Below are 13201 nucleotides of genomic sequence, written 5' to 3' on the forward strand. Positions count from 1 at the left end.
TTAACCTGAATTAAACCCTTCTTTTTTCAGTGCCTATCCTTTCGGATCAGCCGTTCCTCCCTTGCGGAGTGGTGCAAAGATAGGGACTTTTTATATTCACTTCCTAATCTTTTCCGGAAATAGTTTGCCGTGAACCGGTAAACAGCTTATAACCTGATCGATAAATTTACCTATGATCTGTTCTCGGGGCTGAGAAACGGACAATCCTGGATTTAAACTGTAAAAAAGCGTATACGGGGAACTGTTCGTCCTGGGCCTTCTTTTATGGATACCGTATCCTTTTTAGGAAATGGTCCGCAGAAATTATATCTTTTTCGGAGTATTGTACAGCGGATCATCGAAACTATTACTATTACAATTACTAATAAGGTGATTCATTCCTGTCCATGCTGTCCGAAGGGTTCACATCTCTACTATATAGTATATACTATAAAAGAGGCTAGAGAAATTCTGCTGTTTTAATATAACCAACTACCTTCCGCTTAAATAATCCGGAATAGGTTATATTATAACCTGATCGGGAACTGATAGGGACCTGATTATTACTTAAACTAGGATTAACATAGAGATTACTGGGATTTTATAGGGGGTTAATAGAGCTTTACCTCTACTAACCCCCTATAAACCCCCTCTTAACCCCCTACTAAACCTCTATTATATTCGAACATGATCCCTAGTTGCTTATAATATGGTATAACCCTGCTAACAACAGTAGATTTCTCCAGATTCAATTGGCTTAATGATCACTTTCGTAACAGTCAGTATCCTTATGTTTCCTTCTTTTATAATTATTGCGATCCCAATAGCCCATTATACAAATTATTCATACAAATACACACCATAGAAGCTTATACAAATAACTTCTAACAGGTGAAAAAGTAATAAGAGGATATTAGTTTACTTACAAATAGCATAACGGCAGTAATTAAATTCATTTAATGATCCAATTCCCCTCGATATAACAAAGTTATTTTAGAACAAAAGTAAAAGCTAAACGTACAAAGTCAGATTGTACAAGATATTATTAATAGCGTCCTGTTACCATAATCACTGCAATGCCTTTAAATAGTGTAATTTTCAATAAATAATATTTTTTTTCTATAATTAAATTTAATAGATTTGCCTTCTATTTAGATTTAGTATAAATAAATTCCAAACTCAAGATATTCCAATCATAACATGAAAAAGATTTTTCTAGCAGCTTTATTACTATCGGCTTTATACGGAAAAGCCCAAAATAACAATACCTTGATGAATGCGGATTTTTGGAAAGGTTCGCCAAATTTAGCTACTGTTAAAACTGAAATCGCAAAAGGAAATAGCCCTTCAAAACCAAATGCGGCTTCATTCGATCCTGTTACTACCGCTATTTTAAATAAAGCTCCTAATGATATTATCCAATATCTAATTGAACAAGAAGGAAATAGTGTTACTAAAAAAACACACCATAGCCGCAGTTATTTACATTGGGCTGCTTCTACGGGAAATCTTGAGCTTGTCAAATATTTAATAGCTAAAGGCTCGGACGTCAATTATCAAGATAGTCATGGCTTTCCTATTGCAGCCTATGCGGCATCAACAGGAAACAAAAACACAGCTGTTTACGATGCTTTATTCAAAGCAGGTGTAGATCCAAAACAAAAATATGAAGATGGGGCGACCTTACTTTTATTATCAGTCGCATCAGATAATGATTTAAGCATTACTGATTATTTTGTATCGAAAGGGTTATCGCTAACAGATAAGGATAACTTTGGACGTACTACAGTCGACTATGCTGCTAAACTTGGTCATATTGAACTTATCGAAAAACTGATAAAAAGAGGAGTTAAACCAACAAATAATGCTCTTTTCTTCGCTACTCAAGGATCTAGACAGGTTACTAATGGTATTGAAACCTATAAATACTTGGTAGAAACTCTAAAGTTAGATCCAAAAGCAACAAATAAAGATGGTGCTACAATTCTACATGCATTAGTACGTAGACCCAATATGGAAGTAATCAACTATTTCCTGGCAAAGGACGTTGCGATCAACAAAGCGGACAATGAAGGAAATACTGTACTTATGGTCGCAGCTGCCGGTAAAGATGCGAAGTTGGTCGAGCTTCTATTATCAAAAACAACAAATATTAACGCTGTAAATGATAAAGGAGAATCTGCATTGACAAAAGCAATTGCAAATGGCTCTTCAGAAGTAGCAGCTTTATTACTTAAAAATGGTGCTGATATCAAAGTGCTGAATAAAGACGGAAACAATCTTGCTTATTATTGGTTAAATTCATACACAGAACCTAATCCTCAAACACAAGGTGGCCAGCAACGCAATCCACAAGGGGATAGTTTTGAAGAAAAATTAACCTTATTAAAGAATAATGGCTTAACAGTCACTGATCTTCAAAAAAATAAAAGCTCTTTATTACACTTAGCTGTTGCAAAAGAGAACATAAACCTGATTAAAAGAGTCGCTGCCTTAGGAACTGATATTAATGCTCAGGACAATGATGGCATGAGCGCTTTACATAAAGCGGCTTTAATAGCAAAAGATGATACTATTCTTAAAGAATTGATTTCAATCGGTGCTAAAAAAGACCTGCTAACATCACTTGATGAAACAGCTTACGACATTGCAAAAGAAAATGACTTTTTAGCAAAAAATAATGTATCTATCGATTTCTTAAAATAACGGCATGAAAACCTCTTTAAAATTTACTGTACTTATATTTCTTATTACACTATTTAGCTCAAATTCATTTGCACAATCAAGTAAATTCAAGTGCATGATTCAAATGAATAGCTATGAGGGTGAGGGAGCATATATCATTATATCATTAATCAATCCAAAAGGCGCTTACGAAAAAACGCTTTCTGTATTAGGCCCGGATAAACAATGGTATAATACGCTTAAAGAATGGCATAAGTTTCAAACAAAATCCAACAACAAACTTAGTGCAATTACAGGCGCCTCTGTTGGTGGTGGTGACCGTGCAATGAGAACAATAGAAATTGACGATACAAAATTGAACAAAGGTTATAAATTACGTTTCGAATCGGCTGTTGAAGAACAAAAGTATCATGTCACTGACGTAGAAATTCCCTTGACAACAGAAGCATTAGCGGAGCGTGCTAGCGGCAAAGGATATATTAAATTTGTAAAATTAAGTAAAGTTCAATAATTAAAATGACCTTATCCATATGGAGGTATGCACATTTAGCTCTTGCGATAGTATCATCCCTATTTTTACTCATACTTTCCGTAACAGGAATTATATTGGCGATAGATGCAGTTAACGAAAAAACACAAGCATACCGAGTAGAAGATTTCAATACCATAAACCTTGCGCAATCCATAACGGCCTTGCGCAAGGTTTACCCCGAAATCATTGAAATAGCAGTCGATCACAATCAATTTGTCAGTATAGATGCTTTAGATGAAGAGGGTAATACCATTAAAGCTTATATCAATCCGACCACAGGGAAAGTATTAGGTGAAATCAAACCCAAAAGCCAGTTCATCCAGTGGACAACCGCCTTACACCGTTCCTTATTTCTACACGAAACAGGACGTATATTAGTCGGCATGGTTTCCTTCATACTGCTATTGATTACCATTAGTGGACTCATCTTGATCCTTAAACGTCAGCAGGGTCTTCGCAATTTCTTTTCTAAAATAAACCGTGATTTTTTTGCTCAATATTTTCATGTTGTCAGTGGAAGATTGTTCCTCATTCCTATTTTGATCATTGCTTTATCAGGCACATATTTATTTATGGCACGAATTGAACTGATCAAGAAATCGAACGAAGAGCTTGAACATCAGGATACGCAAACTAAGAATCAAAAGGATTTCAAGGAATTTGCGATTTTTCAAAAGCACACTTTAGGTACAATTGAAAAGATTGAATTTCCTTTCATGGGTGATGATCCTGAAGAATTTTACACGATCAAATTTAAGGATCGTGCTGTTACAGTTAATCAGTTTAATGGCGAAATCGTTAAAGAAACAAAATATCCTTATACTGCAGCACTAGAGAAATTAAGTCTCGATATCCATACAGGCCGAACAAATGTGATTTGGGCTATTATTCTAGGTCTTGCTTCTTTTAACATTGTATTCTTTATTTATACTGGCTTTGTCATCACATTCCGAAGAACAAAAACTAAGATTAAAAATAAATATAAAGCCAATGAAGCTGAATTTATTATTTTAGTTGGCTCAGAAAATGGCAGTACTTTATTTTTTGCAAATCAGATTCATAAGCAACTACTAGCAGATGGTAAACGTTCGTTTGTTACAGCGATGAACCAATACCAAAACTATCCAAATGCGACACATATTTTAATATTCACTTCGACATATGGGATCGGAACAGCACCGACTGGAGCATCAAATTTTAAAGAGCTGCTTGAGAAATTCCCTCAAGAACAGACAGTCCAATACAGTGTAATTGGATTCGGATCGAAAGCCTACCCAGATTATTGTGCCTACGCAGAACATATAGATAAACTTCTTGCGACCAAAGAATGGGCTACACGCTTCTTAGATCTTCATAAAATTAATGATCGATCTGCTCATGAATTTACAAATTGGGTACATCACTGGAGTGAAAAATCATGCATTGCTCTAGCTACTGCTCCATCTTTATACCAGTCAAAAGTTGCCAATCTGCAGCAACTTCAGGTTGTTAAAAAAACAAGCGAAGATCACGCGACATTCACTGTCGTATTTAAACCTCTCAGAAAGTTAAAATTTCAGTCGGGCGATCTTTTAGCAATATATCCTGCACATGATAATAGGGAACGCTTTTATTCCATTGGTGCAAATAATGGGACGATTCAACTGGAAGTTAAGCTGCACCCCAATGGGTTGGGATCAAATTTTCTATATGAATTAAAGGAAAATGACCATATTGATGCCCGGGTAATGACGAATCCTGACTTCCACTTTCCTAAAGCTCCTGCTGTTATCATGATTGCAAACGGGACAGGAATTGCACCTTTTTTAGGTATGATTCAAAACAATGTAAAAACACCTCTTCTTTTATATGCTGGTTTTAGATACAACAATACACTTACACAGCGCTATCAACAATTTGCACAAGAGGAAATTGTAAAAAAACATTTAACAGCCTATCAGTTTGCATATTCAAGAGAATCAACAGCACAATACGTGATGGATCTAATCAAACATGACGTACAACTATTTGTAGAACATTTAGAGAATGACGGTGTCATTATGATCTGTGGATCGCTTCAAATGCAACGTGACGTCGAAAAGGTCCTTGAAGAAATGACCCTATCGCAAAAAGGTAAAGCACTGCTTTATTATAAGGAGAAGAAACAGATTCTAACCGATTGTTATTAAAAGACAAATCAATACTACTGCTCATGAGACTTCTTTGTACGATCACCTTCCTATTTATTATAACGCTTAGTCAGGCACAGGTATTACAAAAAAAGCAAGTGACTTTAATGGGCTCTGTCTTTGAAATCACTATTGTAGACCGGGATACCGCATCTGCCCGAAATCATATTGATCTTGTAATAGCAGAGGTTACACGTATTGAGAATCTGATTTCAGAATGGAGACCGGAAACCCAGATTTCGGAAGTAAACCGCAATGCAGGTATCAGACCTGTAAAAGTAGATCAAGAAGTTTTTGATCTGACCAAAAGAGCAATCGCGTATTCCCGCAATTCAAATGGGGCTTTTGATATCAGTATAGTTGCTTTAGATAAAATCTGGAAATTTGATGGGAGTATGACCGAATTACCTACAGAAGAAGCAATTCGTAAATCAGTTGAAAAAGTGGGTTATCAGCATATTATCTTAGATAGTGTCAATTGCAGTATTTATTTAGCACTCCCGGGTATGAAAATAGGTTTTGGCTCTATCGGGAAAGGTTATGCGGCAGATCGTGGAAGAGCTTTAATGCTGGAAAAATCTGTTGCAGCTGGTATCGTTAATGCCTCCGGAGATCTGTCAACCTGGGGGCTTCAACCAAATAATAAGCCTTGGTTAATAGGCATAAAAAACCCTTTCAAAGCTTATAAAACGATTAAAATTTTAAAAATGGAAGAAAGTGCAGTTGCGACATCGGGCAATTATGAGAAGTATGCTGAAATTGACAACAGACGATATGCACATATCATCAACCCTAAAACTGGCTATCCTTCTACTGGACTGACCAGTGTTACGATCTACGGCCCTTCTGCTGAGTTTGCGAATGCTCTAAGCACCTCGATTATGGTTCTAGGTCAAGAAGAAGGTATTCTATTAGCAAAAAGATTTCCCCTCTATCATTATCTTCTGATCACTGACAACGGAACTGTTATAAAAAGCCAAAGATAAACCTAGCGCTTCTTCTTTTCTGGTTCCGGTTCAATTTCTTCCACATCATCGTCAAACAGGATTCGAACAGAAGGCGTATAGGTATCATCATTTTGTCCCGTTTTATTAGCCCAAAAAAAAGCACCTAAAAACAATAACGCAACAAATACACTACAGCCAATCAACATAAAGATGATACTCATAACACTATTTTAATATAAAAATCTTCTATAATCCCCTTCTTTTTGCAAACCATCTTGTCAAAATACTGGTGAATGATATAATCGTTACCGTACTTATAGGCATCAGTATTGCTGCAAACAAGGGAGACATTTCTCCTTGAACAGCAAAACTCAGTCCAATCACATTATAAAAAATAGAGATACAGAAACTTAAGTGAATAACACGGACTGCATCTTTACTAAAAGCAAAAAACTTAGGTAATTTATCAAAAGATTCGCCATCCAAGATTGCATCACAACCTGGAGAAAAATTATTGATATCATCACTGACCGCGATCCCTAGATCGGCAGTTTTTAGCGCTCCAGCATCATTAAGCCCATCTCCTACCATACAGACACGATGTCCATTCTCCTTGAATAAATTGATAATGTCCAATTTATTCTGTGGAGATTGATTAAACAGCAATCGTGTTGTTGAAGGAAAAATCTCCTTTAATAAATCTTTTTTTCGATCATTATCTCCCGATATCAAGTGAAGATCATAATGTTTTAAATCATGAATAATACCGGAAAGCCCGGCACGCCAAGACTGTTCCATTGCAAAACTACCCTTTACTTCACCATTAATAGAAACAAATACATAAGAAGCTTCTGCTGCTCGAGTAGGCACATCTACAAAACGGGCACTACCTATCTTGATTGTATATTGGCCAATATGAGTTACTGACCCTTCTCCAATTTTTTCTTCATACCGATTAACCGGTACAGCATCTACTCCTTCTAACCATTTTACAATCTCCCGGCTCAATGGATGACTTGAATTTCGACAAGAAGAATACACCAATATTTTTTCTTCTTCTGTTAAATATCCGTCAAAAACAATTCCATTAACAGTAGGTGACGAGATTGTCCCTGTTTTATCAAATATTATCGTGTCAATTGATGCCATCTGCTCAATGGCATCTGTATTTTTAACGTAGAATTTGTTTCGGTCAAATACACTTAAAGCTGCAGACAATGTAAATGGAGAACTCAATGCTAAAGCACAAGGGCAGGCAATGATCAATACTGCTGTAAATGCACCCCAAGCTTTATCGGTATCTGCGTCCATCATCCAAAAAACAGTTGCAGATAGGGCAATAATCAATAAAGCAACTGTAAAATATTTACTGATATAACTTATAAATGTCTGAAACTGTTTATCATATTGTTTAAAATTTTCATTATTCCAAAGCTTGGTTAAATAAGACTGCGAAACCGATTTGACCACTTCAAGCTCAATCGCTTCAGCCATTTGACGTCCACCCGCATAAATCACTTCGCCTAGTGTTTTAGTCACAGGTTTTGACTCTCCAGTCACAAAGCTAAAATCGATACAGGCATCCCCGCGGAGCAACACCGCATCTGCTGGTATGATTTCATTATTTCGGACTAATATCCGATCCCCAACTTTTAAATCGGCCAGCTGAATCGGTTTTTCCTTTTCATCGTGTATCGTTGTTACAGCCACAGGAAAATAACTTCTATAATCACGTTCAAAAGAAATGTGATAATATGTTCTTTCTTGAACCCATTTCCCAATCAATATAAAAAAGACCAAACTACAAAGTGTATCCCCAAAGCCAGCCCCGGTCTGCGAGATCACTTCATATGCGGTACGTATAAATAAGATAAATATCCCCAATGCCAATGGTACATCTAAGTTCAGTCTTTTTTGACGGATACTTAAAAATGCCGATTTAAAATAATCTGAAGCACTATACAGTAAAACAGGCAGTGTAAATAAAAGATTTGCATACCCAAAAAACACCGAATAATTTTTTTCAAAACCTGCCAGTCCAAAGTATTCAGGGAAGCTCAACATCATTGAATTTCCAAAACAAAAACCTGCTACCGCTATTTTTGCTATCAATGGATTAGCATTAATCTTCTTGCCCGCCTTAACCACATCCTGCAATGTAATTTTAGGTTCATAACCGATACTTCGAAGTAACTGTACAAGATCACGGAGTGACAATTCAGTATGCTTAAATGTGATACTTGCTTGTCTTTTCATGAAATCAACTTTCGAGACAAGTACATTTGGGTTTATTCTATACAGGTTTTCTAATAACCAGATACAAGAGCTACAGTGAATTACAGGAATGTAAAATGTTATGATCGTGATCTGCTCATCTTTATAGTCAATCAGTTTATCGGTAATAATAGCTTCATCCAGATAAGACAAATCAGCTGTTTTATCAAGGTTTGATTTTCCTGGATGCTGGTTATAGCGATAATAACTTTGCATATTATTATCATGTAAAATCTGGTATACTGTTTGGCAACCTAAACAGCAGAAATCATGGTTATCAAATTGATAGCCACTAGAGACAACTGCATCACCACAATGAAAACAATGCTGGTCTATTTGAACTTTTTTGACTTCTACCATTATATCATCTTAAATAGCTTGACTAAATAATTCTTTCTCGTTTTTTGAATGCTGTAACTTCAGATCAAATGCCATACAGATATTGCGTAGAAAAGATCTTCCTGATGGGGTAATGATTATATGATCTTTATTAACATGGATTAAACCTTCTTTTATCATATCTTCAAGACGTTCTACGATGCCTTCATTTTTAACAAAATCTGCTATCAATTTTGTTTCTCCTTTACACATCAGATCTAAAATGTTGCGTCTTATAATCAGATCTTCGTCATCAAGTAAATGCCCTTTCACAACCGGCAACTGATTGTTTTCAATCATCTTTTGATATTCCTCCACACTTTTAACATTTTGTGCAAAAGCATCCCACGAATCACTGATAGAAGATACTCCGAGACCAATCAATAAGGGACGGTATCGATCTGCATATCCCATAAAATTGCGATGAAGCCTTTGCTGTTGAAATGCAATGAACAATTCATCGCCAGGTTTAGCAAAGTGATCCATTCCAACATCTCTATACCCAGCATCTTGAATAAATTGCTTTCCCAAGGTATAAAGCGCAAGCTTTTCCTCTCCTTGAGGTAAGTCTAATTCAGTGTAATGACGCTGTCCAGGCTTTAACCATGGCACGTGCGCATAGCTATAGAAAGAAATACGATCCGGATCAAGCAACAGCGATTCTTTGATCGTTTCTGTTATTGTTTTCAAATTTTGTTTGGGCAGTCCGTATATCAGATCAAAATTAATAGAAGTATAACCGATAGCACGAGCTTCTTGCATAACGCGGCGTACATCTTCCACATCCTGCTTTCTATTTATAGTAAACTGCACAAGCGGATCAAAATCCTGAATTCCCAAGCTTAATCTTCGAAATCCCAACTGATATAAATCGGCTAAGTGTTCATAAGTCGTATTGCCGGGGTGTGCTTCGAAAGAAAATGATGCATCGTCTGCGACCTGAGCTTTCGATAAAATACCCGCCAGTAATTTTGCTAAATTCTCTGGAGCAAAAAAGGTAGGGGTTCCACCACCAAGGTGAATTTCAGAAATCAAAGGCGCACCTTCCTTTAATATTGCTGTGTACATCCCCCACTCTTTTAGCAAACTGTCGATATAAGGTATTTCAACTTTATGATTTTTCGTAATTCGGGTATTGCAACCACAATATGTGCACAGACTTTCACAGAATGGCAAATGAATATAGAGGCTTATCCCTGCTTTTTTTGATTTTTGATAGGTATGATATACGCGACTAGACCATTCCTTCTCAGAGAATTGGTCGCTATTCCAAAATGGAACAGTAGGGTAACTCGTATATCTAGGGGCTGCAACATTGTACTTCCGTACTAAAGACTGCAAATCTATTCTATTGTTCGAATTCATGAGATTATAATTTTACAGGACATACTTTTAAACAACAACAAGCAGTGCCCACACATTTGCCAGCACCCCACAAATTCAAATTGCGAATTGTCTGTTCGGCAATACCTTTTGGACTTTGGTCCTCATAAGGTGTATTGGCAACTTGTATATCCAACTTTCCTGCCTCAACTAAGTCGATGTGTTGTGTCCCTAAAGTACGTGTCAGAATACGGCCTACACCCATATCTTTTAACACCCGGAGCATGGAAGCTTCTAGAATATCCTGTGCTGAAATGACCACAACATCTTTCCCTGTAGCATAAACTTTTGTTTCTTCATTTAGCCCATTAGAAATTAATGTCAAATCATGCATTTTACCATTAGCTAATGCTAATAACTCCTTTTCATAGGTCTGAATACTGTAAACAACTACTTTCATGCTATCTTTTTTGATATTCTAAATCCGAACTAGAACAAAAGTAAATAGTCTTCAAATACTTACACATGAAGTTCATCAGCTTAAAAAGTGATCTACGTCACATTTTTAAGCTTAAAAATGATCTGAAAACGAAAAAGGGTCGCATCCTTACTGGATGCGACCCTTCTGATCAAAATATCGTGGTACTAAAAGACCTTATTGCTTTACCTTACGAAGTTTTTTAACTGAAAAAATACGAATGGCACTTTTCTCTTTTGCAATTAAATTTTCCTCTCTAAAATCGGCTAAAACACGCGAGATCGTTTCATTTGCAGTACCTGCAATTGTTGCGATTCCCTCTCTTGATATTTGAATAACACATTCATCTTCAATTGCTGTATTCACCGTTTTCTCCGCAACACTAATTAATGCATTGGCAATACGTTTACGTACTGTATCATATGCAAATCCCAACAATTGCTCTTCTTTCTCTCTAATATTTCCCGATAGCAACTGGATAAATTTACCTGCAATCAGTGGTTTGCGATAAATTAATTCAAAAAAGTCTTCTTTACTGATCAGTGCTATTTCGGATTTTTCAATAGCTTCAACATTATCAGAATAATTTTCATTCAACAACATCGCTTCATACCCGATATATGTACCTGCAATCTGAATATCTGTCGAAAGCTCCCGTCCATCATTATAACATAGAAAACTGCGGACCTGTCCACTCAGCACAAAATAGACGAATACGGGTACATCACCCTCTTCGTAAATACTTTGTTTCTTTTTGAATACTTTAACACGAGATTTTTCAATGAGTTCTTTCAACAAAAAATCTTGTTCTTCAGGACTTAAATACAAGGAGTTTTTAACTGTTATGGCCTCGCCTATCTGCCCCCGCTTTTTAAAGCGCACATCAATGGCATTTAACAACTCAACATCATCAAAAGGTTTTGTTAAATAATCATCTGCTCCTAGCTCCATTGCTTTTCGCATATCAGACCGTTCAACTTTAGCCGTAAGGAAAATAAAAGGTATGTGTGCCGTTTCTTCGTTCTTACTTAGAATATATAAAACGCCATAGCCGTCTAACTCAGGCATCATAATATCACAGAGAATTAAATCGGGCAAATGAGTTGTTGCTAAATCAACACCATCACGGCCATTTTCCGCTGCAAGTACATGATAACGTCCTGTTAACTCCAAAATCTCTGTCGTTCCTTCCCGTATATCTGTATTATCCTCTATAATTAATATTGTCTTCTTTTCCACCTACAATTATTTATTTTGGGTAAATATCATCTTAAAAAAAGCTCCTTCGTTGATAGCAGATTTGTATTCCAATAATCCGTCCATAAGATGAACATAGCGCTTTACAATGTTCAACCCTAGACCTGTACCTGGTATATTACCTGTATTATGAGCTCTAAAAAACGGTTCAAATAAATTGATCTGATCTTCCTCCGGAATTCCTATTCCATTATCACGGACTGTGATGATGCAAATATTATCCTCGATTATAGTATTAAACTCAATGAAGGTATCTTCACCAGAATATTTTATCGCGTTTGAAATCAAATTAACAACCGTATTTTTAAGCAAATTAGAATCCATCATAAACAGTCCAACCTCACCTGTGTGCTGATAAACAATATGTTGATTCTTTTTACAGATCAATTGCATCTCTTCGGTAATTTCTTCTGCTAATCCAACCACATTGATCATTTGCTTATTGACCGTAACAACACCTGCTTCCAACTTTTCCAGTGATAGAAAATCATTTAAGATGCTTGTTAGCAATTGAACAGAGCTCTTAATTTTACCGGTGTGTTTCAATACACTTGCAAAATCTGGTTTTTCAATATACTTATCGATCAATGAAGCTGATAACTGTACAGAGCTCAAGGGAGTTCTAAATTCATGCGAAGCCATGGAAACAAATCGCGATTTTAGCTGACCAAGCTCTTTCTCCTTCTCAAGCGATTTTGAAACTTCAGCCTTTGTTTTCTCCAGCTCCGAAACAAGCATAATCAAATCTTTCGTTCTTTCGCTCACTTTCTGTTCAAGCTCGACAGCATGTTTTTTCAATCGGTTTTCCGCGGCTTTTTCTCTTGTAAGATCATGAATAAAGCCAGTAAAAATATTTCTATTTTTATACCACACCTCACTCACTGCCAAACGAAAAGGAAAGGTGGTTCCATCTTTCTTTCTTCCAAGAACCTCCCTTCCTATTCCAATGATCTTTTTGTGCCCTGTTCTTTTATAATTATCAATATAGCTATCATGGCGACTATGATCCGGCTCGGGCATTAACATCGAAACATTATTACCGATAACTTCCTGATCTGAATAACCAAATAAACTTGACGCTGCCGGATTAATAGATTCGATCAATCCCCGATTGTCGATCGTAATAATTCCATCAATAGCATGATCAATAATTGCTTCTAAAAGCTTCGCACTATCCATT

At 36.4% G+C, this 13201-nt stretch carries 10 protein-coding genes; 4 read left to right on the forward strand and 6 right to left on the reverse strand.

What is annotated here, in order from left to right; all coding sequences use genetic code 11:
• The first annotated feature begins 1179 nt into the window (after positions 1–1179).
• From EDF66_RS24795 to EDF66_RS24810, 4 genes are all read left to right on the forward strand, one after another.
• Complete coding sequence (locus EDF66_RS24795) at positions 1180–2685, forward strand: ankyrin repeat domain-containing protein (RefSeq protein ID WP_132845898.1); 1506 nt, start codon at positions 1180–1182, stop codon at positions 2683–2685.
• A 94-nt stretch (positions 2686–2779) separates the two neighbouring features.
• Positions 2780–3175, forward strand: a complete 396-nt coding sequence (locus EDF66_RS24800) for a DUF2271 domain-containing protein (protein ID WP_021190236.1) — start codon at positions 2780–2782, stop codon at positions 3173–3175.
• Positions 3176–3180: 5 nt separating this feature from the next.
• Positions 3181–5364, forward strand: coding sequence for a PepSY domain-containing protein (locus EDF66_RS24805; protein WP_132845900.1), 2184 nt, complete (start codon positions 3181–3183; stop codon positions 5362–5364).
• 23 nt (positions 5365–5387) lie between these two features.
• On the forward strand, positions 5388–6350 hold the full coding sequence (locus tag EDF66_RS24810; RefSeq protein WP_132845901.1) for an FAD:protein FMN transferase: 963 nt from the start codon (positions 5388–5390) through the stop codon (positions 6348–6350).
• 2 nt (positions 6351–6352) lie between these two features.
• Here EDF66_RS24810 and ccoS read toward each other — a convergent pair whose 3' ends face one another.
• The 6 genes from ccoS to EDF66_RS24840 form a co-directional block, all read right to left on the reverse strand.
• The gene (gene ccoS, locus EDF66_RS24815) at positions 6353–6532 is read right to left on the reverse strand and encodes a cbb3-type cytochrome oxidase assembly protein CcoS (RefSeq protein ID WP_031288414.1); all 180 of its coding nucleotides are present in this window, start codon (positions 6530–6532) and stop codon (positions 6353–6355) included.
• 25 nt (positions 6533–6557) lie between these two features.
• Positions 6558–8945, reverse strand: a complete 2388-nt coding sequence (locus EDF66_RS24820; protein ID WP_132845903.1) for a heavy metal translocating P-type ATPase — start codon at positions 8943–8945, stop codon at positions 6558–6560.
• A gap of 9 nt (positions 8946–8954) precedes the next feature.
• Positions 8955–10328 carry an oxygen-independent coproporphyrinogen III oxidase gene (gene hemN, locus EDF66_RS24825; RefSeq protein ID WP_132845904.1) on the reverse strand — a complete coding sequence of 458 codons (1374 nt, stop codon included), beginning with the start codon at positions 10326–10328 and terminating at the stop codon, positions 8955–8957.
• A gap of 4 nt (positions 10329–10332) precedes the next feature.
• Positions 10333–10746, reverse strand: coding sequence for a lactate dehydrogenase (locus EDF66_RS24830; RefSeq protein ID WP_132845906.1), 414 nt, complete (start codon positions 10744–10746; stop codon positions 10333–10335).
• Between the two features lie 195 nt (positions 10747–10941).
• Positions 10942–12003 (reverse strand): response regulator, encoded by a 1062-nt coding sequence (locus tag EDF66_RS24835; RefSeq protein ID WP_132772302.1) that lies wholly within the window; start codon positions 12001–12003, stop codon positions 10942–10944.
• Positions 12004–12009: 6 nt separating this feature from the next.
• On the reverse strand, positions 12010–13200 hold the full coding sequence (locus tag EDF66_RS24840) for a PAS domain-containing sensor histidine kinase (protein ID WP_132845907.1): 1191 nt from the start codon (positions 13198–13200) through the stop codon (positions 12010–12012).
• Position 13201: the final 1 nt, after the last annotated feature.

It is taken from the genome of Sphingobacterium sp. JUb20, assembly GCF_004342035.1.
GTDB classification, from domain to species: domain Bacteria; phylum Bacteroidota; class Bacteroidia; order Sphingobacteriales; family Sphingobacteriaceae; genus Sphingobacterium; species Sphingobacterium anhuiense.